General features: G+C 49.1%; 21 protein-coding genes. 9 read left to right on the top strand and 12 right to left on the bottom strand.

Annotated elements, in window-relative coordinates; all coding sequences use genetic code 11:
• Window positions 1-11: 11 nt before the first annotated feature.
• From ACO0LB_RS00330 to ACO0LB_RS00310, 5 genes are all read right to left on the bottom strand, one after another.
• Window positions 12-1,274 carry an HD-GYP domain-containing protein gene (locus ACO0LB_RS00330; RefSeq protein WP_423045360.1) on the bottom strand — a complete coding sequence of 421 codons (1,263 nt, stop codon included), beginning with the start codon at window positions 1,272-1,274 and terminating at the stop codon, window positions 12-14.
• Window positions 1,275-1,577: 303 nt separating this feature from the next.
• Window positions 1,578-2,135 carry a cytochrome b/b6 domain-containing protein gene (locus tag ACO0LB_RS00325; RefSeq protein ID WP_423045358.1) on the bottom strand — a complete coding sequence of 186 codons (558 nt, stop codon included), beginning with the start codon at window positions 2,133-2,135 and terminating at the stop codon, window positions 1,578-1,580.
• A 137-nt stretch (window positions 2,136-2,272) separates the two neighbouring features.
• On the bottom strand, window positions 2,273-3,118 hold the full coding sequence (locus ACO0LB_RS00320; RefSeq protein WP_423045356.1) for a sulfurtransferase: 846 nt from the start codon (window positions 3,116-3,118) through the stop codon (window positions 2,273-2,275).
• A gap of 14 nt (window positions 3,119-3,132) precedes the next feature.
• Window positions 3,133-4,050: a DMT family transporter gene (locus ACO0LB_RS00315; RefSeq protein WP_423045354.1), complete on the bottom strand. Its 918-nt coding sequence runs from the start codon at window positions 4,048-4,050 to the stop codon at window positions 3,133-3,135.
• A gap of 60 nt (window positions 4,051-4,110) precedes the next feature.
• On the bottom strand, window positions 4,111-5,211 hold the full coding sequence (locus ACO0LB_RS00310; protein ID WP_423045352.1) for an aromatic ring-hydroxylating oxygenase subunit alpha: 1,101 nt from the start codon (window positions 5,209-5,211) through the stop codon (window positions 4,111-4,113).
• A gap of 557 nt (window positions 5,212-5,768) precedes the next feature.
• Here ACO0LB_RS00310 and ACO0LB_RS00305 point away from each other — a divergent pair.
• Both ACO0LB_RS00305 and ACO0LB_RS00300 read left to right on the top strand, forming a co-directional pair.
• Window positions 5,769-6,701 (top strand): lipase family alpha/beta hydrolase, encoded by a 933-nt coding sequence (locus ACO0LB_RS00305; protein ID WP_423045351.1) that lies wholly within the window; start codon window positions 5,769-5,771, stop codon window positions 6,699-6,701.
• Between the two features lie 32 nt (window positions 6,702-6,733).
• Window positions 6,734-7,690 carry a lipase secretion chaperone gene (locus ACO0LB_RS00300; RefSeq protein WP_423045349.1) on the top strand — a complete coding sequence of 319 codons (957 nt, stop codon included), beginning with the start codon at window positions 6,734-6,736 and terminating at the stop codon, window positions 7,688-7,690.
• A 551-nt stretch (window positions 7,691-8,241) separates the two neighbouring features.
• Here the strand turns inward: ACO0LB_RS00300 and ACO0LB_RS00295 are convergent.
• On the bottom strand, window positions 8,242-8,412 hold the full coding sequence (locus ACO0LB_RS00295) for a hypothetical protein (RefSeq protein ID WP_423045347.1): 171 nt from the start codon (window positions 8,410-8,412) through the stop codon (window positions 8,242-8,244).
• Between the two features lie 219 nt (window positions 8,413-8,631).
• Here ACO0LB_RS00295 and ACO0LB_RS00290 point away from each other — a divergent pair, with 219 nt between their 5' ends.
• On the top strand, window positions 8,632-9,912 hold the full coding sequence (locus ACO0LB_RS00290; protein WP_423045345.1) for a DUF4214 domain-containing protein: 1,281 nt from the start codon (window positions 8,632-8,634) through the stop codon (window positions 9,910-9,912).
• A gap of 590 nt (window positions 9,913-10,502) precedes the next feature.
• Window positions 10,503-10,790, top strand: a complete 288-nt coding sequence (locus tag ACO0LB_RS00285; RefSeq protein WP_423046104.1) for an IS66 family transposase — start codon at window positions 10,503-10,505, stop codon at window positions 10,788-10,790.
• 99 nt (window positions 10,791-10,889) lie between these two features.
• Here the strand turns inward: ACO0LB_RS00285 and ACO0LB_RS00280 are convergent, their stop codons facing one another.
• Window positions 10,890-13,133 carry a DUF1631 family protein gene (locus ACO0LB_RS00280; RefSeq protein ID WP_423045343.1) on the bottom strand — a complete coding sequence of 748 codons (2,244 nt, stop codon included), beginning with the start codon at window positions 13,131-13,133 and terminating at the stop codon, window positions 10,890-10,892.
• Window positions 13,134-13,617: 484 nt separating this feature from the next.
• Between ACO0LB_RS00280 and ACO0LB_RS00275 the strand changes: the two genes are divergently transcribed.
• Genes ACO0LB_RS00275 through dxs form a run of 3 tightly spaced genes read left to right on the top strand, consistent with a single transcriptional unit; the run spans window position 13,618 to window position 16,672 of the window.
• A complete protein-coding gene (locus tag ACO0LB_RS00275; protein WP_423045341.1) occupies window positions 13,618-13,887 on the top strand; it encodes an exodeoxyribonuclease VII small subunit in 270 nt (89 codons plus the stop codon).
• On the top strand, window positions 13,884-14,771 hold the full coding sequence (locus ACO0LB_RS00270) for a polyprenyl synthetase family protein (protein ID WP_423045339.1): 888 nt from the start codon (window positions 13,884-13,886) through the stop codon (window positions 14,769-14,771). The genes ACO0LB_RS00275 and ACO0LB_RS00270 overlap by 4 nt, the downstream gene beginning before the upstream one ends.
• Before the next feature lie 14 nt (window positions 14,772-14,785).
• A complete protein-coding gene (gene dxs / locus ACO0LB_RS00265; protein WP_423045337.1) occupies window positions 14,786-16,672 on the top strand; it encodes a 1-deoxy-D-xylulose-5-phosphate synthase in 1,887 nt (628 codons plus the stop codon).
• Window positions 16,673-16,926: 254 nt separating this feature from the next.
• Here the strand turns inward: dxs and ACO0LB_RS00260 are convergent, their stop codons facing one another.
• Complete coding sequence (locus ACO0LB_RS00260) at window positions 16,927-17,478, bottom strand: cob(I)yrinic acid a,c-diamide adenosyltransferase (protein ID WP_423045336.1); 552 nt, start codon at window positions 17,476-17,478, stop codon at window positions 16,927-16,929.
• A gap of 325 nt (window positions 17,479-17,803) precedes the next feature.
• Between ACO0LB_RS00260 and ACO0LB_RS00255 the strand changes: the two genes are divergently transcribed.
• Both ACO0LB_RS00255 and ACO0LB_RS00250 read left to right on the top strand, forming a co-directional pair.
• Window positions 17,804-19,228 carry an FAD-binding oxidoreductase gene (locus ACO0LB_RS00255; protein WP_423045334.1) on the top strand — a complete coding sequence of 475 codons (1,425 nt, stop codon included), beginning with the start codon at window positions 17,804-17,806 and terminating at the stop codon, window positions 19,226-19,228.
• Window positions 19,229-19,246: 18 nt separating this feature from the next.
• Window positions 19,247-20,140 (top strand): LysR substrate-binding domain-containing protein, encoded by an 894-nt coding sequence (locus tag ACO0LB_RS00250; RefSeq protein ID WP_423045332.1) that lies wholly within the window; start codon window positions 19,247-19,249, stop codon window positions 20,138-20,140.
• Here ACO0LB_RS00250 and ACO0LB_RS00245 read toward each other — a convergent pair.
• From ACO0LB_RS00245 to ACO0LB_RS00230, 4 genes are all read right to left on the bottom strand, one after another.
• The gene (locus ACO0LB_RS00245) at window positions 20,137-22,500 is read right to left on the bottom strand and encodes a putative bifunctional diguanylate cyclase/phosphodiesterase (RefSeq protein WP_423045330.1); all 2,364 of its coding nucleotides are present in this window, start codon (window positions 22,498-22,500) and stop codon (window positions 20,137-20,139) included. The two genes, ACO0LB_RS00250 and ACO0LB_RS00245, sit on opposite strands and share 4 nt — an antisense overlap.
• A 377-nt stretch (window positions 22,501-22,877) precedes the next feature.
• Entirely contained in the window at window positions 22,878-23,786 is a 909-nt protein-coding gene (locus ACO0LB_RS00240; protein WP_423045328.1) for an aldo/keto reductase, read from the bottom strand.
• Window positions 23,787-23,802: 16 nt separating this feature from the next.
• Complete coding sequence (locus tag ACO0LB_RS00235) at window positions 23,803-24,465, bottom strand: DsbA family protein (RefSeq protein WP_423045326.1); 663 nt, start codon at window positions 24,463-24,465, stop codon at window positions 23,803-23,805.
• A gap of 217 nt (window positions 24,466-24,682) precedes the next feature.
• Window positions 24,683-25,957: an anhydro-N-acetylmuramic acid kinase gene (locus ACO0LB_RS00230; protein WP_423045325.1), complete on the bottom strand. Its 1,275-nt coding sequence runs from the start codon at window positions 25,955-25,957 to the stop codon at window positions 24,683-24,685.
• Between the last annotated feature and the right edge of the window lie 38 nt (window positions 25,958-25,995).

The raw sequence follows: 25,995 nt of genomic DNA, 5'->3' as shown, positions 1-25,995 counted from the left end.
CAAAAGCAAGATCAGTCCCTGACAAAATGTAATTGCATTAATTCAATGAAATTGTCCCGGATCTGATCTTCCGTTTTTGATGATAGTTCCTGATGCAGTTGCCGCGCGATCTGTAAAAAGTGGTCGAGTAAATCAGGATCAAAATGCGTACCGCGCCCATCTTCTAAAATGCTCATTGCCTGTTCAAAAGAAAATGCTTCTTTGTAAGGACGTCTGGAACATAGGGCATCGAATACGTCCATGATGGCAAAAATACGCGCCTCTAATGGAATTTGTTCTCCGTGCAATCCTTCAGGGTAGCCATCTCCATTCCATTTTTCGTGATGGGCCTCAACCACGGCCGCCACACTGGGCAACCAGCCGGCACCATGGACAATTTCTTTACCATGAGTGACATGCATACGCATAATGGTTGTTTCTTCGGTAGTGTGTTTCCCCGGCTTAAGGAGAATCGCATCTGGAATACCGATCTTGCCCACATCATGCAAAAAACTGCCTATCATCAAACCTTGCATGCGAGCACCACGAAAGCCGAGGATTTCTGCCAGTTTTGCCGAGAGCCATGCAACCCGGTAATTATGCGATCCCGTATCAGAATCACGTTTGGCAATTGCACGGCCGAGCGCCTCCATCATCGAAATATGCGACTCGAATAGTTCTTTGGTTTTTTGTGCGTTTTCTTTCGACAGATAGGTGACAACGGGATAAATCGCCAATCCAGTCAGTAAAGACGCAATCGCCACCATCAATGCCACGATGGCAGCATCGGTCGAAATCTGCGCTACCTGCCATGCTGGTAAAACACGCACTCCTTCAAAATACGCATAGACCTGTTGTTCTTGATTGAACAAGGGCAGCATGACTCTGATCGCTGTTTGTTTTTCAGTCCCCGTCTGTACAGGTAAATTTTCATAACCGGGTTGGGTATAGGAAGGACGAGAATGGTGTGGCAACATACCTTCGATGCGATGACCAAATGGCGATAATTGTTCCGCTATTTTGTTACCATGCCGGTCGTAGATTTCTGCGATGTCGAATATGCCACCCGCCAGCGCATCGGCTCCGGCTTGCGCCTGCTGTCTGCTCAATACGGTCGCGGACCCACTCACGTTTGACAGCGGCAACAGGCGACGACTTTCTTCCATCGCAAAAGCCACGATCGATTCCTCTGCGTTTTCACGGGAAATCAACCATGCAAGCGGACTGCCTGTGATTGCAAGAATCATGCTGGCTGCGGCGATTCTTTGTGCTGCTTTTCGTCTGTAACTATTCATCTGTCAATGTCCATCCAATGCTGCGTTCATCTCTGATTGTGATACGGCCGGATTTTGTCGCGAATCTGGAAAGAAAATATAGATCCACCTCAAGCCTCGTAGTGCTTGTACAGATTCAACACTGGAATGAGAAAATGCCTCTATAAGAAATGGCCACATTCAGATGAAGCAATCGATATTGAGCACTCATACGACTGAATGAATTCAACTCCCTGATTACTTATCTGGTCATAAAAGTGATTTATGAAGGAGTTGCCATAACAAGTCGCTATCTTCCAGAGGAAGTCTGGATACTACAAGCTTCTAATATTCGGCACGTTTTTTTCCGGTCAGCATCGACTTGATCAGGTTTTCCTTGTGGCGCAAACTTGCCCAGATCACACCGGCAACATGCAACGCAACCAGAGCCATAGTGGTATTGGCGCAAAACTCATGCACTTCTTCCAGAAGCTCTTTGTCAGCATAAGAGCCGCTGATCATGAGCCACCCCGTACCTGTGGTGCAAGCCAGGAACAGCAACAAGGCAAGAATCATCATTGCTCCTGCCGGATTATGTCCAAGATACGACTTTTCGCGCATCAGAATAAGGTCGCGCAAATATGCAAACGTTGCTCCGGGAGAAGCGACAAAATTGACAAAGCGGGCATGATAGGAGCCTATCCAGCCCCAGATAAAGCGTACGCTGATCAACGCTATCACGGCGTAACCAAACAGCTCATGCCAGCGTTCATTTTCTTCGCCTGACAGATAAGCCGCGAAGACACTGATGACCAATGACCAGTGAAATAGTCTGACGAGTGGGTCCCAGACTTTCACTGTCGGTTTTTTTAAGAAAGGGGATTTTTTTATCGTAATATTCATCTCTGTACTCCGGTCTTTTAATACTGGAGTACAGAATACGAAACAATTCTGAAGAAAGTCTTAAGGCAGGAAATCGTGGGTGGAAAGTGCCACAGCGTATGTGGCATGCAACACAGGAAGTGGATATGCCTTCAGACTTAACGTGCAAGCGGTCGTGCGCTATCAGCACACCACTCGCTCCAGGAGCCGGGATAAAGAGCCGCGCCAGATAATCCAGCTACTTCCAGCGCCAACAGATTATGGCAAGCCGTGACACCTGATCCACATTGCATGATTGCCTTACGACTGTCTGCGATCAGTAAGCTCCATTCCGCGCGCAACTGTTCTGCCGATTTGAAGTAACCATTGGCCTGCAAATTATCTTTGAAGAAACGATTGATAGCACCCGGAATATGCCCACCGACCGGATCGATTGTTTCGTTTTCACCGCGATACCGGTCGGCAGCACGCGCGTCTACCAGCGTGTATTCGGCACTCTCGATATTGACCAGAACATCCGTCACATTGACTTGCGCCACCAGTGACGCATGCTCAGCAATACGACCAGCAGCGGGCACGGGGATTTGGGTCACAAGTGCGTACCCCTGTGCTGTCCATGCGGAAATTCCACCATCCAGTACGGCCACTGCTGCATGTCCTACCCAGCGTAGCATCCACCATAAGCGGGCAGCAAACATACCGCCTTGCGCATCATAGACGACAACCTGAGTGTCATCATTAATGCCAAGGCTGCGCAGAGTTTGCATGAACGTGTCTTTTTCAGGTAAAGGATGACGGCCGCGAAATACGCCATTCGTACCAGTTTTATTTCCAGACAAGCGTTGATCCAGATGTACGAAGCGGGCTTCTGGTAAATGACCACTATCGTAAGCCGCCTGCCCGGCAAGGGTGTCCATCAGGTCATGACGACAATCCAGTATCACCCAGTGTGGGTCATGAATATGTGCGGATAACTCTGGTGCGCTGATCAGCGTGGTGTACATGCAAACTCCTTAAGTTATTCAGTGGTGATGGGATCAGAATCCAGTGCTGGCTGGTTGTTTCTGGCATTATAAAAGGTCGCTGCCAGACCGCTGAGTAAAATCACAGCAATCCCTACCCAACTCAACCATGCAAGAGTGTCCTTCCAAATCAACACATCCCAGGCGCTGGAAAAAACGATACCAAAATATTGCAGATTTGCCGTCAATAAAGTATTTCCAAGGCGATATGCACGCGTCATCGCCATCTGTGCGCTGGTCGCCGTCAAACCGATAACCAGCAACAATACTGCGCCTTTGCCAGAGTGCGCATGCCATTGCACGCTGGTATCGATGGTCGTGGGAGGAAACAAGCTGGTGCCGATCAGACCTGCAACCGCGCAGGTCATGGAAAAATAAAATACCACGCGATACTCAGGTTCGCCCATCAAGCCCATCTGTCTTACCTGCAAATACGCCAGCGCTGCGAGCATGCCGGAAATCAATGCAATCAAGCCGCCAATCAATTGATCAGCATGAATACTGGGACGCAACAACAAGACCACACCGACAAACCCCATCAAAATAGCAATGATCAAACGCCAATCCATTTGCTGCTGCTTTTTCCACCAGGCGCTCAGCAATAAAATGCCTGCGATCCAGATCGGTGACATGTAATTTAATGTGACGGCCATCGCAAGGGGCAGCCTGCCTATCGCATAAAACCATAGCCACAAGGCAGTCACCCCGACGGTTCCCCGCCATAAATGGTGCCCCGCCATTCGGGTATGCAATGTTCCACCCTGCCAGCGTATCAGCCCCCAGATCATCAACATGCCCATGATGCCGCGATAGGTGACAATTTCTGAGGTTGAATAAAATTCCGACGCCAGCTTGACTCCGACGCCCATGATAGAAAATAAAAAGCTGGCCACCAACATCCACAACGACTGCATGATTCATATCCAAAAAAATGAAGGGAGGCAAGCGCCTCCCTTCGTTAACCATCATTCAGTTCAGAATGCCATTCTGCGTCTGTACCATTCATGAAAATGTTGCATCCCGTCTTCCATCGGTGACTGATACGGGCCCACTTCATTTTCACCACGTTGCATCAGTATTCTGCGACCTGCGTCCATACGGGCACCGATTTCATCATCTTCAATACAGGTCTCCATGTAAGCCGCACGCTCAGCTTCGATAAATTCGCGCTCGAACAATACGATTTCTTCCGGATAATAAAATTCGACGACATTACGCGTCTTACCGGTTGCAGTCGGCCACAGTGTCGATACCACCAGCACATGCGGATACCATTCCACCATAATATTCGGATACAAGGTCAGCCAGATCGCACCATATTTAGGTGCTTCGCCTTGACGGAATTTCAGTACTTGTTCTTGCCAGCGCTGATAAGTAGGTGAGCCGGATTTCAGCAGGCCACTATTCACGCCAACGGTCTGCACGCTGTAATCTTCACCGAACTCCCAACGCAAGTCATCACAGGTAACGAAACTACCAAGGCCCGGATGAAATGGTTCGACGTGATAGTCTTCCAGATACACCTCAATAAAGGTTTTCCAGTTGTAATCGCATTCGTGAACTTCAACGTGATCCAGCATATAGCCGGTAAAGTCGAGATCTTTGGTGACACTGAGCTGCGCCATGCGTTCCATGACGTTGTAACCATTTTGCTCAAACAGCAAGCCATTCCAGTTCTGCAATGGTGTACGTTTCAGATGCATGCATGGCGTATCTGAAAAATGCGGCGCACCAATCAGTTCGCCCTTCAGATCATAAGTCCAGCGATGTAAAGGACAAACAATGGTATTGGTATTGCCGCGTCCGTTAAACATCAGCGCCTGACGATGGCGGCAGACGTTAGACATCAACTCGATACCCTGAGCGCCGCGGACCAACATGCGGCCCTCATTTTCAGAAGCTAAAGTTGCAAAGTCCCCGACATTCGGCACCATCAGTTCATGACCGACGTAACGAGGACCAGCACGAAACAAGTCTTTGATCTCTCGCTGTAACAGCGTCTCATCAAAATAGACATGAACCGGAAGTTGCGCGTCAGAACGCGCTAATGTAGACAAAGAAGCCAGATCGGACATCCCCACCCCCCAAATTAATTTGCACCAACCTAAGAGAGAAAGAATCCATAAAAACCTGTTTTCTACTGGTTTGCAGCCAACAGAAAATTCAAACGATCAAACGACTTGAAGAGGAAATTTTGGACAGAACCAATGATTATACCTGAAGTACATCAAATCAAGCCATTTTGGAAGGTCTTGAGGCAAATAAATCTCTTTTTGATGCCGAGTTTGATACTGGCTTCTCATTGTTGTAACAAACGCACAAAATGCGCCCGAATGAGCGCTGTTCAGCATTTTAGTGAATTTCATCTAATGTCCGGATTTTCAGCGATTGGCACGTCTCTATGGCACTTCTTCAGACACACACGGTGGTGCCTGATCGCCTGACGCTATCGGCAACATGACAAAAAAGATGCCGACGAACATCTTTTATGTTGCATAGCAACTTGCTCGCCCCGGCATCCGAACTTAGCCTGAGTCCGGCGTTCAGAACTTGTCATCACAAAGACTCGCAGAAGTCGATCTGACGCCCGCCCGCATCTGGATTCATTTAAAACAACAATGGAAGAGACAAAATGAATAAAACGATACTGAAGAAAATCGCCGCTTTTTTGATTGCCGCTATGATGTTACCGTCATCGTCTTGGGCAACTGGCTACACGGAAACAAAATATCCGCTGGTGCTGGTACATGGTCTGTTTGGGTTTGATAACATCGGCCCCGTTGACTACTGGTATGGCATCCCCTCGAATTTACGCAGCGACGGCGCGAAAGTGTATGTCACTCAGGTAGCCGCCGCCAACAGTACGGAAGTGCGCGGCGAGCAGTTGCTGACGCAAGTCAAACAGATACTGGCTGTAACCGGTGCCAGCAAAGTCAACCTGATCGGACATAGTCACGGCGGCCCGACAAGTCGCTATGTCGCATCCGTCCGACCTGATCTGGTTGCCTCAGTCACCTCTGTCGGCGGCGTCAATCGTGGCTCCAAAGTCGCTGATGTTCTGCTCGGCATTGCTCCCGCTGGCTCGTTGTCCAATACGGTGCTGGTATCCATCAGTAATGGCCTGGCAACAATCATCAGCTTCCTGTCAGGTCAGCCTACGTTGTCACAAAATGCACTGGCTGCGGCAAACTCACTCAGCACCGCAGGTTCACTGAAGTTCAATCAACAACATCCGGAAGGTATTCCAACCACAGCCTGTGGTGAAGGTGCTTATCAGGTCAATGGTGTTTCGTATTTTTCCTGGAGTGGTGCAAAACCTTATACCAACGTACTGGATGTGCTTGACCCTGCATTAGCATTGACTTCACTGGCATTTGGCTCAGAAAAAAATGATGGCCTGGTCGCCAGTTGCTCCACGCATTTGGGCAAAGTAATCCGCGATGATTATGCGATGAACCATATGGATGAGGTGAATCAGACCATCGGCCTGATCAATATTTTTGAAACCAATCCTGTCACTTTGTACCGACAACATGCCAATCGTTTGAAAAATCTGGGTCTGTAATACAGGGCATCCATCATCCGGGAGCGGGCTTTATGATGCGTAACAAGTTAGTAATCAGCTTGACGGCGATGAGTATCGTCGCCGTTTTTTTTCTTATCCTTTATCCATCGCTGAACGAGGAAAATAACGGACATAGCGCCATTCAACTGCGCAAAAACGATAATGCATTTTCGTTCATCAAATCACTGGAAGGCACGACGATCGATGGTGAAACAATGCAGACGCAGGATGGCGAACTGGTCGTCAGCGCTGAATTGCGACGTATGTTTGATTACTACCTGGCAGCCGTCGGCGAAAGAACTCTGAACGATATACAAAAAGAGATAGAGACCGCGATTGACCATCAGCTGCCTGCAAGGGCTGCAATGCAGGCAAAGCAGTTACTCGGTCGTTATTTCGCCTACAAACATGCGCTGGCAAGCGTCGAAACCAAAACGCAGATAAGCCCTTCCACCGATATGACAAGTGCGATGCGGCAACGCTGGGGAATCATGCAGCAATTGCGGGAACAGTATTTCAGCAAAATAGAAATCGTCGCCATGTTCGGCATGGATGATGCATACGATCAGGATGCGCTGGCACGGACCGAAATCAATACCGATAAAACACTAACTGCAATCCAGAAAACTGAAAAAATACGCCAGCTTGATGCCGCAATGCCGGCATCCTTACGTGCAGAAAAAAATGCTCCCTATCAGATCGTACGACTGGAAGAACAGGCGCAGGCAATGCGTCAACAAGGTGCCAGTGAAGACGATATTTATCGCATGCGGGCGGCAGCAACCAGCCCGGAAGCCGCAGCAAGACTAGCAGAAGTCGATAGGGAAGATGCCGAATGGAAATCACGCATTAACGCTTATCTGGAGCAAAAAAATCAGCTCAATGCCATGACGGCCAAAAATGAGTCGGACAGACAAGTGGCTATGCAACAGGTAAAGGATCAGCTATTTAATCGTGATGAACAAAAGCGTTTACCGGCATACGAGTAAGCGAAACGAACCCATGTGCGAGAGTGAAACAATCAAGGATGAAGCAGTTATGTTGCACTCTTTAGAGCGCACTCTTTCCCACTAAAAACTATCGTTCAAACGTATTCAAAAATTGGCCGTTCAAAATCTGCGCGTTTGCTCCAGCGCATTTTCTGTTTCTTTGCAAAGCGTTTACTAACCACATAGTTCGCGACCGGCTCGACGAATGAAGTAGAAATCATCTCGACGTGCCGTTAGCGGTTACCGAAATTTAAAATGAACACTTAGCTAACCCTAATACAACTCAGGATCTCCAGCACCGCGCTCAACAATTTAGACTTATTGGCAGAATTCCTTTTCAGCATCTACAAATTATTATCGACATCCCTTTGCAGCAGGTGCGGCAGATTGCCACTCCAGATGTTCCATTTTACAGTCACTAGGTGAGTGTCAAGATAGACCAGTAGTGTGGCAGAAACGACTTAACCTCGACGCCAGATCAAGCTCCTCTGGTCGCAACGAACCATGCTCGATTCGCGTGACGTCCTAAATTTTCCTCGAATCGGAAATTATCAACCATTCTTGTAGAAAGAAAAAGGCTCTAATTCGATCATGAACAAACCAAGATAGTTGTCTTCAAGGTCGTCCCTGATGCTTTCGATCAGATCATTGAATTGCAATGGCACACCATCCACGGCAAGTAATAAAAGTAAAAGACTGCCACAGTTTCCGGCGGTGCCCATCGATTGCCGCTGATACAGTATGGATAGTCACGTTTTTATCGCAATGTAGTGCAATGATAATTTTTCATTAAAATTGGCCTTCGATTTTAATATTTAAAGCGCAACAATAATCACTTACCAAGTCACAACTACCACGAAAAGACACTCTATTTGATTATCGATAGTTTATTGGTAATATCTTTGTTATTTAAATATAATTTTTCCTCCTAGGGCACCTATATGGCTATCGTAACATCTAGTTTTAACACGACAGGACTGCAAGCGGCTAACAATGCATTTTTAAAATCATGGGGAACAGACAAAGCAGTAAGTTGGGGAGTTGCAGCCTACAATAACGCGGTACAGTATGCGTTTGGAGGAGATCTAATAGTCAATTCAACGTCAATTTCAAGTACGTTGAAGAACGGCGACAAAATTGTGATTTCCGGTATAAATATGACGACTACCACGCCTACAATATATGAAATCGACTACACTTTCGTGTCGCAAGGAATTACAGCGTCATTGATGGGCGATATTCGCATGTCATCAAACGGAACTGCTCAAATCGGATCCGGATATATAAACAAACTAATTGTTTCCTCAGCTGCAAACGGAAGTATCACAATTAATGGCTACGATGATATTTCTAGCACTGGACCACTAACAATCTACAATTCAACAGTAAACTACAATGGCGTCCAACTTTCTGCTGTTGGCCCAGTAAGCGCAACGACCTCCATAATTAACGGTTACTATGCAACCACACTTTCAGGTGCATTGACTTCGATGTCAATGAACTACTCTGAACAATCTCTACAAGCTAATCAGATTAATGTACCTGTAAATACCCCCATAACGTCACTAGAAAATCTATTCTCTTACGCGCTTTCGGGTAAAGATACCATTAGCGGATCTGCACAAAATGACGTACTTAAAGGATTTGGCGGAAACGATACTATTGATGGTGGTGCTGGTACCGATATTGCCGTATTTTCCAGCAACCGCGTAAATTACACGCTTACAAAAGCGGGCAATACAATCACGACTAGTGCAGTCAGCGGCACAGACGGCGTTGATACACTAATCAATATCGAACGCTTACAATTTACAGATAAAAGTGTCGCCTTTGATCTGAATGGAAACGCTGGCCAAGCATATAGATTGTACCAAGCAGCATTTGATCGCAAACCGGATATGTTAGGCTTGGGGTATTGGATTGATGCAATGGACAAAGGAGCCACACTAACGCAAGTAGCCGCTGGATTCTTTCAATCCAGCGAGTTCCAGAAGCTATATGGCTTCAATCCGAATACATCGACATTAGTCACAAATTTTTATCAAAATGTTTTGCATCGATTACCGGATCAGGGTGGATTCAATTATTGGTCAAATTTACTGAATTCTGGCGCAATTACACCAGCTAGCACCCTGGCAAACTTTTGTGAAAGCCCAGAAAATCAAGCTGCAGTGATAGGCTCCATTCAGAATGGAATTGAATTTACTCAATGGCTAGGTTAGATTGAACTCTTTTAATTTTTTGGACTCGGAAGGCCGCAAAATCTGCATTCCGAACTCAACATCAATTGTTTTTGTCATGATTTAATATTCAGACTATTTGTACTGTGTTACTGATTAGCTCTTATAAAACATCAAAGAACTATAAGTGATGCTCGGAGGTGACACAGATTGCAATATTGACTTTTTCATTTTCCGACGACATGCATTTCGCATAGCTTGCAATCAAATCTTAATGTGAGTTTTTCGTTACGCTCGAAGACAAACGGCCTATCATCGTGTTCGATTCCAAAATCAGATGCGGTAGTACTCATGTGCAAGCAATTTGAATAATTGGCGAGGATCCTCATGGTGAATGATTATACGGACTACAAAACATTGTTCGCACTGAACGTCACCGAACTAGGTTAATTGGCACATGCTCATCGTAACTCCTTTAATCTGGACACGGAAAATCGACACCCCGTGACAGCAGAGGCACTTACCCATGCTACACGCCTGTATCACATTGAAACTGAAAAAAAACACGTCAGGAAAGTGTTAACGGTAGCAGCGCTAAGCCATCGACTGCAATTTAAAACCGCTGAAGTGCAATAGCACGCTACGTTGACAGTGATCACTTACCGATTAACGATAATCCTATTGAGAACATTATTCATCCTATTATCATTGGTAAAAAGAACTGGCTATTTGCAGGCTCAGCTCCCCCAAGAAAACAAGCCGCTGCGATTCAAATTCTGCTGGCAACCGCCAAAGCCAGTAATGTTAAACCATTGGCATTGATCAAAGTAACACTAAAAAACTCCCGATTTCCCCTAACAACAGAATTTACGAACTGTTTCCTTTGCGTTCTATTAATCTCACTCAAAAATAAATGCTAGGTGAACACGCTGGATGCTCGCCCATGTGCTGCTATCGTGCATGTGCAAGGTGGAGTAAAAGAAATATCGACGCTGATCCGAATTAGGTCAGTAATTTATTCAAAGAGTCGACTCAGCTAAAGCTAGTGCTGGCGAAGTATTTAATGCGTCCATCAAAGCGCGATCAATTACTTTATCGAGTACCAGCACGCGTGCCCGCTTTTCGCGGAAAGTCAGCTCCAGTTCTTCGGCAGAGACGGAAAACGATTTTTCTTTCTGACTGGATGTAAAAATATACAAGCTACGCATAGGACTGACCCAGGCCAGGCGCATGCGGTTGGTGGTGCCATTTTTTTTCGTAAATTCCAGCCAGATGCCACGCTCAAGATTCGCGACAGTATCGACAAACTCATCCACAGGTGCGGGAGGATGTTCTGCTTGTTGGCTTTCCTGTTCAGCCTTTTTGGCAAGGCGGCGTTCGGCTGCCTGCTGTGCCACTTCCATCGCGATTTCAAGCTGACGTTCTGGTGACAGATCGAGTGGTGCTCTGACAATGGAAGCATGACATTCAGCCAGTTCCGCAAAAAACTGTATACGGTCTGCGTCTTCCCATTTGATCAGGCTCAGCCATTTATTCAGTCGCGCCAAAATCGCTGGCAAACGGTTCAGCAATTCCTGTCGCTGCTGCAGACTGACCTTGGGTTTCACGCTCCAGATCAAATCATCCATCGTGTTGATCGCATCATCCACGGCATGGGGTTTTTCTTCTTTCACGCTATACGCGAGCGTTAATACTTTCGTCCAGCGATTCTCAAGAAATGTCTCAACGAACGCGACAACTTCCCCGGTACCGACGCGCAACGCTACCTGATTAGACGCGGCAATATTTGCCTGTTTGATTTTTTCTTTTTTCAGTGCCGTGTTGATCGGCGCAGCCAAGGCTTCGGCACTCGCGTCCTCTTCCTTCTTGATGAAATTTTCGAGATCCGTCACCACTTCATCAAACAAACTGATCTGCTGCTGAAACTCTTGCTGCACCCGCTGCACATTGCGCTGCATCGTTTGATACAAGGGGTCGTCCTGACCTTTTTTCTGATCCCAGGCAAGACTGTAGCGTGACAGTAATTCAATCAGGCGACGCGCCGGATGCTGTTCCTGAAAAAAGAATTCACTATCTAGCAACGCTGCCTTCAGTACCGGAATCTGCAATACGGCAATCAGCTCCTTGATCGGACCAGGAATGGCTTGATTGCGGAATACACTGTCAAACACTTGAGACAGCAAATCCAGTGTTTGCTTTTCTACACCAGTGCTTGCCAGTTCAGGCATTTGCTGGCGTAGTTGTGATAAGCGCAAAACATCCTGTGCATCCGCCATCAACTGATTAAAACGGGGACTTTGCTGTAACTCTGTCAGATGCTGAAACAAGGCCGTTTGTGCAGGAGCACCGGTCTGCTCACCGGATGATTCTGCGCTTGCGGCATATGAACCACCACCGTCGCCACCATCAGATGACATCGCAAATCTGGACTGGTTCGATGACGGATGCTGCGTCGCATGCATTGATGCGCCGCCAGATAAATAGGTTTTGAGTTTTTGCGTCAGGTCCTGCGCACCGATACTGCGCTCGCTTTCCGCAACTGAAGCATTGCTGTCTGAACGCGGTTTGCGCTGTATGCGATATGACTCATGCAAGTCAGGCAAAACACCTTTTTCTATCAATGCTTCATTGACTGCAGCCAGAATCGGCTCAAGATCAAACAAAATATCCGGGCGCAATAATGGCAAAATCAGTTCATGCGACTCTTGCTCAGTATCAAACTGACACCAACTGGCATAAATCGTATTCAAAAACACTTCTGGCCGGAAAGGGTTTTGCGCAATGCTCAGCGCATCCAGCTGCAACAGATGCGCCAGGCGCATATTGAGCGCGGTGTATTGCGCCGCACTATCCAGCTCCAGTGTGCGACTGACATTGCTGAACGCCAGCTTTTTGTCCATCTCTTCATAAGAAACCAGACTTAAAGCGACATCGGGGTCGGTATTCCGCTTGCTTTCCTGATCGCCTCGCAACAAAACATGAAGTTCATGGCGGAAGGCAGCATCAAATGCGGAAGAAGCAAGGTAATAAAAAGCGTAGCCATTTTTTTTCAGTAACTGCCCAGCCGAGAAACTCAGGTTCGCTTCGCGGGCGTCCATACTTTGTTCAGACAACGCCAGCAACGCATTCGATAAACGCGCACTGAAGGCATCCAGTTGCGATACGACCAGATGAGTCAATTGCGGCAACAAACCACGCAAAATAGCATCACAGCGGGGTGCGATGCCATTTTGGGATATGGATTTGGAATGTGGGCTGACCATTTGATTGAGTGCAATCAGAAAAGCGACTGTTATGCTGCCAATTATCGTTAATGTAATAAAAAAATGCTGTGCTAATACCGCTATGCCATAACATGGACTATATACAGATAATTTCCACAAGGAAATGTTCTATTCATAATATTCCGCACTATTTCAAGTATATCCTGTGATTCCCGCCGGAAATATTACCGTCTTGTTACCATTGGCAGAAATAGCAAAAAAATGACATGCGATGACACTCCTGAAGTTGTGCATGCAGTCACGCGGATACCGCACCGGATGTGACATCAGGCATCATATTCAATATTAAATTGACATCACTTTCATATCATTTTTTACGCATTTCTGACTTCAGGTTGCCAGTCAGAACGATGAATTCCCGCTGTTTGTGATAGTTTGCACTAGAATAGAGGGTTACACTCATTTTGTAGCGTTTTTTGCACTGACGCTGGCGCCATCGGGCAACAAACCAAGCGACCTTATTATGCCTAAAAAACAATCCGCCTCCCTTGCTTCTGAGGCTTCACCGCAACCCGCCTCATTTGAGGCTGCCATGGCAGAACTGACAGCGCTGGTAGCGCAAATGGAATCGGGAGAATTGCCGCTGGAGGCCTCAGTCAGCGCCTATCAACGCGGCTCGGAATTAATCAGATATTGCGCTGCCCAGCTGGATCATGTAGAGCAGCAGGTAAAAGTGCTGGACGCCGGAATGCTGAAACCATTCTCCGTCGAGAGTAACGAAGGTAACGTATGAGTCAGGATTTTCGTCAATGGATGAAAGCGACACAGGCTGTTTGTGAAGACGCTTTATCCGCTTTTTTACCATCACCGGACATTATCCCCGGACGACTGCATGAAGCCATGCGCTATGCCACGCTGGATGGCGGCAAACGGGTCAGGCCGTTGCTGGTATTCGCTGCAGGCAAGTTGTTTGACGCGCCAGCAGAATTATTAAGCAGAGCAGCGGCAGCAGTAGAAATAATTCATGCCTATTCACTGGTGCATGATGATATGCCTTGCATGGATGATGATGCTCTGCGCCGTGGCAAACCCACAGTGCACGTACATTACGACGAAGCGACGGCCTTATTGGTCGGAGATGCCTTGCAGGCGCAGGCATTTTCAGTGTTATCCGAAGGCGATGGTGATCCCGCAACTAAATTGGCGATGGTACGTCTGCTGGCACAGGCTTCCGGCTCTATCGGTATGTGTGGCGGTCAGGCGATTGATCTCGCCAGCGTTGGCCTGGCATTGACCAGAGATCAGCTGGAACAGATGCACAGACTGAAAACCGGGGCCTTGCTGCGGGCTTCGGTGTTATTGGGCGCGATGAGTGGCAAAGTGCTGAGTGCGGCCGACACGGCAGCGCTTGATACGTATTCTGCTGCTATCGGACTGGCATTTCAGGTGGTTGATGATGTGCTGGACGCAACGGCCGACTCGGCAACACTGGGCAAGACCGCTGGTAAAGATGCTGCCGATAACAAACCAACGTATGTCAGTCTGCTGGGGCTGTCAGCATCGCAACAATTAGCAGAACAACTATGCAACAACGCCCATGCGGCTCTGCAGCCATTTGGTGCGCAAGCACAACTATTGCATGATCTGGCCGATCTGATCGTGCAGCGCACGGCATAAATGAGCAAAATCCCATGACGAATTTACTTCAGACTATCAACTCTCCCGACGATCTGCGACAGATACCGCGTCATCAGCTCAAGCCGCTGGCGGATGAATTGCGCCAGTACGTCATCGATTCTGTGTCCAAAACCGGCGGACACCTGTCCTCCAATCTGGGGACTGTCGAACTGACGATTGCACTGCATTATGTATTTCAGACACCGGATGACCGTCTGGTCTGGGACGTTGGTCATCAGACATATCCGCATAAAATACTGACTGGTCGCCGCGACCAGATGCATACGCTGCGCCAGCGTGAAGGCATTTCCGGCTTCCCGCGCCGGGATGAAAGCGAATACGACACCTTTGGTACTGCGCATTCCTCGACCTCGATTTCTGCTGCGCTGGGCATGGCGCTGGCGGCAAAAACCAAAGGCGAAGACCGGCATGCGGTTGCCATCATCGGTGATGGCTCCATGACTGCCGGTATGGCATTTGAAGCCCTGAACAATGCCGGTGTGTATGACGATATCAATCTGCTGGTAGTATTGAATGACAACGATATGTCGATCTCGCCACCGGTCGGTGCACTGAACCGCTATCTGGCGCGGCTGATGTCCGGCAAGTTTTATGCAGCAGCGCGGAATGTCGGCAAATCGGTACTGCCTTCCCCTGTGCTGGAGCTGGCAAAACGCTTTGAAGAACATGCCAAAGGAATGTTGGTTCCGGCCACCATGTTTGAAGAATTCGGTTTCAATTACATCGGCCCGATTGATGGACACGACCTGGATTCACTGATCCCCACACTGCAAAATATCAAGCAACTCAAAGGGCCACAATTCCTGCATGTGGTGACTAAAAAAGGTCAAGGCTACAAACTGGCAGAAGCAGACCCTGTGCTGTATCACGGCCCCGGCAAATTCAATCCGGCAGAGGGCATCAAACCGTCTGCTGCACCTGCCAAGCAAACGTATACGCAGGTGTTTGGTCAGTGGCTGTGCGACATGGCAGCTGCGGACGAGAAACTGATCGGTATCACGCCAGCGATGCGTGAAGGTTCTGGCATGGTTGAGTTTGAAAAACAGTTCCCCCAGCGTTATTACGATGTTGGTATCGCTGAGCAACATGCCGTCACATTTGCCGCCGGCATGGCATGCGAAGGACTCAAGCCTGTCGTGGCTATTTATTCGACCTTCCTGCAACGCGCCTACGACCAATTGATTCACGATGTGGCATTGCAGAATCTGGATGTCACATTTGCACTGGATCGCGCCGGTCTGGTTGGTGCCGACGGCGCCACGCATGCGGGCAATTACGATATGGCCTACCTGCGCTGCATTCCTAACATGATCATCATGGCCGCCTCCGATGAGAATGAATGCCGCCAGATGCTGACAACCGGCTATCAATATCCCGGCCCCGCAGCGATCCGCTATCCACGCGGCGCAGGCATAGGCAAAGCAACCGAAAAAGCATTAACCACCCTGACGCTGGGCAAAGGCGAACTCCGGCGTGAAGGCAAGCAGGTGGCGATACTGGCCTTCGGCTCCATGGTGCAACCGGCATTGCAGGCGGCGGAACAGCTCGATGCTACGCTGGCCAATATGCGCTTCATCAAACCGCTGGATACTGAGCTCGTCAAATCCTTAGCCGCATCACATGATGTGCTGGTGACTGTCGAAGAAGGTTGCACTATGGGTGGTGCAGGTTCTGCTGTGGCCGAAGCACTGGCTGCCGCTGGCATCAGCAAACCGCTACTGATTCTGGGCTTGCCCGATCAATTCGTCGATCATGGCGACCCAGCTCTGCTGTTGTCGCAATGCGGTCTGGATGCGAAAGGAATAGAGGCATCGATACGTCAGCGTTTGTCCATCGTGCAGGGCAATAGTGCCCCGGTATTGGCAGTCAGCAATGGCTGAGATCGTTGGCGTGGTTGATGATGTTGATTCAATGAGTGGCCAGATCACTGGTTGATTGATTCACTGACTTCATTGCCAAACAACGGTTTCGCCCAATGATGCCCATTTGAACGCCCAAGGCGGCTGAAATATACTCCCCTCAGTATATTTCAGCCGCCTTTGTTTTCAAGGACGAGCGGCCTGCTTTTCATCAAACAGGGGGGAGTATCTGCCAAATGTGCGTTCGGGAAGTATTTCGGGAACTCAAACCACGATCAACGCTCCCGATCTTTCTCCCACATCACATCATTGCCACCCGCATACCGATTTAAAAAGCGCGACAACACAAACAGCAAATCCGACAGACGATTCATATACTGGCGTGGATGGTCATTGATAGTCTCACTGTTGCCAACACTGACAATCGCCCGTTCAGCACGACGGCAGACTGTGCGGCACACATGGGCTTGTGCCGCTGCACGCGAGCCACCAGGCAAAATAAAGTCCTTGAGCGGCGGAAGATCCGCATTGTATTTTTCCAGCAGCCCATCCAGACGCTCCACCTGCGCATCGGTGATCAACGTATAGCCCGGAATACACAACTCACCGCCCAGATCGAACAGATCATGCTGTATCGAGGCCAATTCATGGCGCAAGGTGGTTGGCAAGTCCTCACACAACAACACGCCCAGATGAGAATTGAGTTCATCCACGTCGCCCATAGCGTGAACGCGCAAGGCATCCTTGGCGATTCTGCTACCATCACCCAGTCCTGTCGTACCCCCATCACCGGTACGTGTCGCAATTTTAGAAAGTCGATTTCCCATGGCAATTCAATTGAAGAAAATGATGAAAGAAGCCGCAGAGCATAAGCCAAAACCTGGCAAAATTTCAAACGGCCGTAAAAAAAGCATTCAACTCCGGAACAGAATTCATTGAAACACGTATTTGTCTTTCAGAAACAACGAAAGCAGACGGTATAAATACTCGCTTCAAAGCACACCGCCACGCCTCATAATAGAATACTGCACAACACGGAGACAAATACCGTATCAGTACCGTAACGGTTCTATGGTAGCCCCTCCCCCGCAACGAGCAAGCAACAATATGCAATCAGGTAAGATGCACTGCCCATGATGACCGGATACCGACATGACTCAGCCAGTTGATTTACGCACGAACAAGCCAGCCATACCGGCGGAACTGCTGGAGGCGTTACGCAACTTGCTCGACGACCGCTTCAGCACCGCCCCCGGTTTGCGGGCGCAGCATGGCACGGACGAGTCCTCCTACGATCCGATGTTGCCGGATGTCGTCGTATTTGCACAGACAACAGAAGAAGTGGCGGACATCGTCAAACTCTGCAATCACTACCATGTGCCAGTGATCCCCTATGGCGCTGGTTCCTCACTGGAAGGTCATATTCTGGCGCTGCAAGGCGGTGTCTGTCTGGATTTATCACAGATGAACCAAATGCTGGCGGTGCATGCCGAAGACCTCACCGCGACCGTGCAGGCGGGCGTCACCCGCAAGCAGCTGAATCTGGAAATTCGCGATACCGGTCTGTTCTTTCCGATTGATCCGGGTGCTGATGCCACTATCGGCGGTATGAGTGCAACGCGCGCCTCCGGCACCAACGCAGTCCGCTACGGCACCATGCGCGAAAATGTCATGGCGCTGACCGTGGTCACGGCCGATGGCCGCATCATCAAGACCGGTTCACGTGCAAAAAAATCCTCGGCCGGCTATGACCTGACTCGCCTGTTTGTGGGTAGCGAAGGCACGCTGGGTGTCATTACCGAAGTCACCGTCAAGCTCTACCCACTGCCCGAAGCCATCTCTGCCGCCGTATGCAGCTTTCCGGATAATCATCAGGCAGTCAGCTGTGTGATACAAACCATACAAATGGGCATACCCGTCGCGCGGGTAGAGTTTCTGGATGCCAATGGCGTCAAAGCCATCAATGCCTACGACAAACTCAGCCTGCCAGAAAAGCCGCTGTTGCTGTTTGAATTTCATGGCAGCGAACATAGCGTGCAAGAGCAGGCAGAACTGGTACAAGAAATTGCGTCTGGCTATGGTGCCGGCGATTTCGAATGGGCAACGCGCCCGGAAGACCGCTCCCGCTTATGGGCAGCACGACACAACGCCTATTTTGCGCTGCTGCAATTACGCCACGGCGCCCGCTCCATCTCGACAGACTGCTGCGTACCGATTTCGCGGCTGGCGGAATGTATCAGCGAGACGCAGGCAGATTGTGAACAACATGCCATCGTTCATTCGATTATCGGCCATGTCGGCGATGGCAATTTCCATGTGCTCATGCTGGTCGATCCGGCCAACGAACAAGAAATACAGACTGCCGAAGCCATCAACCAGCGTATGGTCACCCGTGCGATTGCGATGGATGGCACCTGCACCGGAGAGCACGGTGTGGGCATCCATAAAATGCCCTTTCTGATAGAAGAACATGGCGTGGATGCCATTCATATGATGCGCGTACTCAAACACGCATTTGATCCAAACAACATCATGAATCCCGGCAAAATTATCGCCTGGGAAGCAACGAACTCTTAACATTGATCTGGAACCAGCATGGCAACACGACTCCCACCGGTACACGCCCTCTCTGCCTTTGAAGCTGCGGCCCGCTTCGGCTCTTTTGCCGTCGCTGCTGAAGAACTGTGCATCACACCTTCCGCGCTCTCACACAGAATCCGCTTACTGGAAGAGCATCTGTGCGAACGTGTTTTTGTACGTGAAGGGCGCAGTGTCGCACTGACAGAATTTGGACGTCGCTATCTTGATGTGGTACGCGCGGCATTGCGTACCCTGTCTGATTTTCCTTTGCCCAACAAAATCACCCAAAACCAATTGCGTGTCAAAGTAACGGTTCCCCCCACCTTTGCCCGCTATATGTTCATGCCGCGTCTGGCCAGCTTCAGCGAACAATATCCCGAGATAGAAATTGAAGTCTATCTGTTTGTCCCGCTGTACGACCTGAGCCTGTCAGAGAGTGACGTAGAAGTGCGCTTTGGTGCCGGAGAATATCCGAATCTGGTCACTAAAAAATTATTCGTCGAACCCAGTTTTGCCGTCGCCAGTCCCGATTATCTGAAAACCATTCCTTCAATACAAACGCCAGCCGATCTGCGCCATGCACGCCTGCTGCGCTCCGCATTGGAACCCTGGCAGCCTTGGTTTGAAGTGGCAGGACTCGACTGGGCAGAACCAACGCATGGACTGAGAATCGATGACTTGGGACTATTGCTGGAAGGCGTCAAACACGGTCATGGCGTAGGTCTGACACGACAGCATTTTGCACAAGATATGATACGTCAGGGTGACGTGGTACGACTGTTTGATACGCAGCTGGCAACACCGCCGCATGCTTACTATCTGGTACATGAAGCGCAGCCAAGCATACGCCCTGAAGTACAACTATTCATTAACTGGATGGAATCAACTTATCAGCAGACTTCGTTTTAAACACCATGCGTATGAGTCACTAAAGCCGCTGAAGGTGGCTGCAGCCCTATCCATTCATCCACTGGCATAGGGCGCGCAAACAAAAATCCCTGCATCGTACTGCAGCCGCTTTCGATCAGAAACTCAGCCTGCTCCCTGGTCTCCACACCTTCTGCGACCACGCGCAAGCCAAGATGTTCTGCCATCGATAAAATCGATTGCACGATCGCCGTATCATTCTGATTATCCGGCGTATCCTGCACAAAGCTTTTATCAATTTTCAGCTCATACAAAGGCAGTTTTTTCAGATACGCAAAACTGGAATAGCCAGTACCAAAATCATCAATAGAAAACCGTATGCCAATTGACGTCAGCTCATGCATACGAGCAATCGTATCTTGCAAATTCTGGATTAACAAACCTTCCGTCACCTCTAAAATCAACCTCTCCGGTTTGACGCCGGTTTCCCGCAATACCCGCTGAACTTTGTCCACAAAATCAAGTTGGCGAAACTGCTTGGGGCTCACATTCACCGACAACGGTATCGATATTCCTGCCGCCTCCAGTTTCAACAAGGCCAGACAAGCCTGCTGCATCGCCCAGTCCCCCATACTGATGATCATGCCGGACTCTTCTGCCACAGGAATAAACTGCGCAGGAGAGATATTTCCCCGATGTGGATGCACCCACCGCATCAGCATCTCACCACCGACAGGTTTCCCCAATCTATCTACCTGTGCCTGCATCACCATATGCAATTGATGTCCAACAACTGCCGCCGTCAGTTCACGTTCCATGGTCAGCCGGTATTCAATTTCAGATTGCATACCCACCTCGTAAAACGCGACCTGATTCCGTCCTGCCGATTTTGCGCGGTACATCGCAGTATCCGCTTCGCGCAACAAATCATCGGCATTCTGATGACCACGAGGCAACAAGGTAACGCCGATACTGCAGGTCGTGCTATACATGAGTCCGTCAATATCAAACAACTGATGCATGGCATGACGAATTTTTTCTGCGACATGGGAAGCCGCATGCGCACCGTTGGCAACATCCTCAGCGATATTCGACATCAGCACCACAAATTCGTCACCGCCGATGCGAGCAACCGTATCGACTTCACGCAACAAACCGTTCAACCGTTGTGTCACCTGCTTCAACAAGGCATCACCCACCGCGTGTCCACGGGCATCGTTGATGTACTTGAAGTTATCCATGTCAATAAACAGCACCGCACTGACAATCGTGGTGCGTCGGGCATGCGCAAGCAAGATGGTCATTCTGTCGAGCAATAAACGACGATTGGGCAAGCCTGTCAGCGCATCAAAATACGCCAACCGATGTATGTGCTCTTCCGTTTTTTTACGCTCGCTGATATCGCGTCCGGTTGCCACCCAATGCGTAAATGCGCCGTGCTCATCGGCCAGCGGTACAATATCGGCCTCCATCCAGAATTCGCCGCCATCACGCCGGTAAGCAATTAACTCTACATGCACAGGCTCAAAATGTTGCAATGCGAACTGTACCCTGTCGAGTTCCTCTTTTTGCGTTTGTGTGCCGATCAAAAAAGCGGGTGACTTACCGATCACCGCTTCCGCCGCAAAACCTGTATGGCGCTGAAAAGCATCATTCACAAACACAATCGTCAGATGCTGAATGTCATCGTGATCCAGATGGTTCTGTACGATCATCACAATATCGTTCAGGCCGGAAACGGCTGCGACCGTCAGCCGCAACTCTTCATTGGTGGCGCGTAAAGAGGCTTTTTCCCGCTCCAGCGACAATGCGATCAGTTGCTGTTGCCGCAAAGAGAAGTTCAGTCTCTGCAACAGTACCGAACAAGAAATAGACATAATGGAACAGATAAAAGCAAAGTTGATCGTCACCACCAGCCACCGCATAAACGGTTGCGAATTAAAACCGACGATCCGCAAATTCGCATCGGACACATAACCGATCAGCAACAAGCTCAACGTCGCAATCAGAAGCGATATCAGAGCCTGCCTGAGATTGAGTAATAACGATGCCATGACCGGAAAGGCCATCAGATAAATCAGACCAGTCAGACCGACTTTCATCAAAAACCAGACGCCAAGCAAATACAGCAATAACAAAAAATTCCAGGTACGCAAGGTAAAGCTTAACGCGGGAGCACGCCAGATGGCCGCAACCCAGATCAGCGCCAGAATATCCACGACAACAATCGACCACAGACCTTCGTTGATCGCGATGAACATACTGGGGAGCGCTGCGATCACCCCTAAAAACAGAGAAAAAAACAAAATCGCAGACAACACTTGCTCACGCCATTGAGCAATATCAACAGACGCGTCTTCAGACAGGAGAAAATTGTTACGAATATATTGAAAAACAGTCACTTAGTCTGTCCTTCTGACATGGAGGCAATAACGTAACCCGTATCGCTAAGGGATGTATTGACAATACTATACCAATGCATCCTGCTCAGACAGAAAAATAGAGAAAAGCATATGATATTTTGCCAACTCTTAACGAATACCACATCAATCTAAGATCCATATCCGAGTCACGATCAGTTGGTGATTCATTCTTGATTTATCATGAAATCCCCCTGATTAAGCCAGGATTGATTCACGATTGATCAATAAAAAAAGGGAGCCATGTCTCACCTTTTTTTGCTCCTCTCAATTGAGGTTTCCATGTTTTCAACTGATGATCTGTTACTTTACTCATCAATGAGTCTATGACATCGTTCCCGACTTACTCCACATTTTTCTTAATCCACATTTTTCCCTGCAGCCGCCACCCATAAACTGAACCATTGTTCACGGGACAATGTGATCGTCGTTGCTCTGACCGCTTCCTGCAAAGCCTGCAGTCGTCCGGAACCTGTCAATACCAGTGGTTTTGACGGATGTTGCAATATCCACGAAAGTGCAATGACGGGGGGTGTTACTGCATATTGCGCGGCAATGGTCTCCAGTGTGCGTTTGATGTGCAAACCCCGCTCAGTTTGTTGATCGTCCGACAACAACAATCGTCCACCGCCGAGTGCAGACCAGATCATCGGTGCAATGCGCAAACGCTGACATAAGTCCAACGTGCCATCATGCAATGGCTGCATGTGCAGCAAGGATAATTCAACTTGATTCGTCACCAGCGGAAAACGCGAAGACAATAATTCGAATTGTGGATTCGTGAAATTCGATACGCCAAAATGCCGGACTTTGCCGCTTTGCTGCAAAGTCTGGAAGGCCTCGGCGATTTCGTCGGCATCCATTAAAGGATCGGGTCTGTGAATCAGGAGCAAATCAATCGCATCGATCCGCATGGCGCGCAAAGATTGCTCCGCTGAAGCAATGATATGTGCACGACTGGTATCGTAATGCTGTATTCCGTGGGATGGGCGATGTGCTGATATCAGCTTGATGCCGCATTTCGTGACGAATTGAAAGCGCTGACGCAGCTGCGGTGCCAGTTGCAGCGCCTCTCCGAGCAGGGTTTCGCTTTGATAATCGCCATAAATATCGGCTTGATCGATAGTGGTAATCCCCAACGCCAGCGCCTGTTCCAGAAAACTGACGCGCTGTTGCGGAGTCATCTGCCAGTCGGCGAGTCGCCACAAACCAAGTGCGATGCGGGAAAAATCTGGCCCTTGTGCGGCGAGTGTAACGCTTGATGTCATAAAAAAATCAGAGAAATTAAACTTGTTGTACTTGCTGTACTTGCTGACAGGAGCTGATCAGCTCCGCAGCTTTCGTATAACCCGAAGCAATCATATGCAGAGCGTTGTTATGCAAAACCAGCAACGCCGGAAAACCTCGCACTCCCCAGCGCTGGGTCTGCTGAAAATCTTGTCTGGTGTCCGCCATCGTCATGGGAGACTGCCAGGTTTCCAGCACGCTATCGACATCGAAGTGTTCGACTCCGCCTGCCGTGGCATTCAAGGCAGCAGTCGTGATCTCTGCCAGCACGACGGGGTTGGTGATGTCTTTTCCTTCTGCATAAAATGCTTGCTGAATCGCAAAAAAAATACTGAGCGATTCATGTGCCGACAAATCGTCAGCCAATGTGCGGGCCGTCACTACGGCACGACATGCTGGTTCGGTGTCGTAAATAAATCCGGCCTGTGTCATTCCTACAGGTGAAAACGGTAAACCACTCGCCTCTGCAACATGCTTCCAATGGCCGAGTATCGTCTGTCGCTTTTGCTCGTCCATCACCTCTTTGTTATAGGCGCGCAAACCACCAACCACGATATCGAGTCTGGCGTCCGGCATGGTATCGAGCAAAGCCTTTAATTCAGGACCGAAACCATAACACCAGGAGCACATGGGATCAGCAACATACACAAGATGCGTCATAGCTATCTCTTTTCAAAAAATGAACCTCGTCATTACGCCACCGCAAACTGGCAATCCACCGCTTGTGCTCAGAGAACGACAAGGCGTGAAATAGTGCCAGATCAGCTGGCGTTACTGTTATATTTTTATCGCATGATGTTATGCCATCAGGATTGCCTGATATGGCCTGGCTCATCTTCATCGCCCGGTTGATTCCATCACTGCGACAGAAGCTGGATCAGGCCGGATACAAAGCACCTAATATGCGATATCCCTTAGCACCCGTAACATCAGGAAGATTGCCGGGACGACGCAAACAAAATTGCTGTGCCAGCCAGGCGAATGCCAACGCCTCGACCTGTTCTGGCTCAACACCGGCAACAGCGGTACTGCTGACCGTTGCAGCCGAACCTGCCTGCCTCAATGCGCTTTGCAATCCCTGCATCAGATGCGTATTCGCCGCTCCGCCACCACAGACCAGAACTTGCTGAACATTTTCAGCATATGTCATGATCGCATTTGCCAGTGTTGTAGCTGTATAAGCGGATAAAGTGGCCTGTATATCTACTGCGTTGAAAGCCTGCCCAAGCTGATCCAGATGCTGTAACAGCCATTTCAGATGGAATAAATCGCGTCCGGTACTTTTAGGCGGCGTGACCTGCAAATAAGCTTCCGACAACATGTTGAACAACAAGGAATCGATCACTTTTCCTTGTGACGCCCACTGACCGCCCGCATCATAATTTTTTTGTTGATGACGCTGCATCCATGCATCCATCAGCACATTGCCAGGGCCGGTATCAAACCCCCGCGTGCTGCCGTCAGCGGCCAAAATACTGATATTACTAATTCCGCCGATATTAACGACCACCCTGCATTCACCCTCCACGCCAAATACTGCGCGGTGAAAAGCAGGTACCAAAGGCGCTCCCTGGCCACCAGCAGCAATGTCCCGACTACGAAAATCAGCAATGACATCGATATTGGTCATTTCCGCCAGCAACGCCGGCTGATTTGTCTGTCGTGTGAAACCAAGTTCGGGTCGATGGCGAATCGTCTGCCCATGTACACCAATCGCGCGGATACCGTGGTTTGCAGGGTGAGCACTATCAGTCCCGGCAGCATCAGGATATTTATCCAGCAATGCCTGCACACAATCGGCATAAACAGCAGCAAGCTCGTTTGCCAGAAGCGCCTCTCGCATGATTTCATTCTCCCCGGGCTGCTGCAACGCCAATGCCTGCTGACGTAATGATGGAGAAAAGGGGAGATAAGCACTCGCAAGTAAACGCATCTGCTCGCCACCATTGTCAGACAGCCGCACCAAGACACCATCGACACCATCAAGACTGGTACCGGACATCAGACCGATATACAGGCTGGAGCACGCGGCGGATTGAGTTTGAGCCGAATGTGCTTCCACACTTTTTGGTGCACTGGCTTGTGAATTTTTTTGTAAATTCTGCGATAAATTGTCTGGTCGATTTTCTTGCGTAGGATTTTTTGTGCTCATCGGAATCATCTCCTTGGATTCGCCATAAAAAAAAGGCC

The sequence above is a fragment of the Undibacterium sp. SXout7W genome, from assembly GCF_049339385.1.
Taxonomy (GTDB): Bacteria; Pseudomonadota; Gammaproteobacteria; order Burkholderiales; family Burkholderiaceae_D; genus Undibacterium.
The sequence above is the reverse complement of the archived record's forward strand: the minus strand, read 5'-3'. Positions and strand labels throughout refer to the sequence as shown.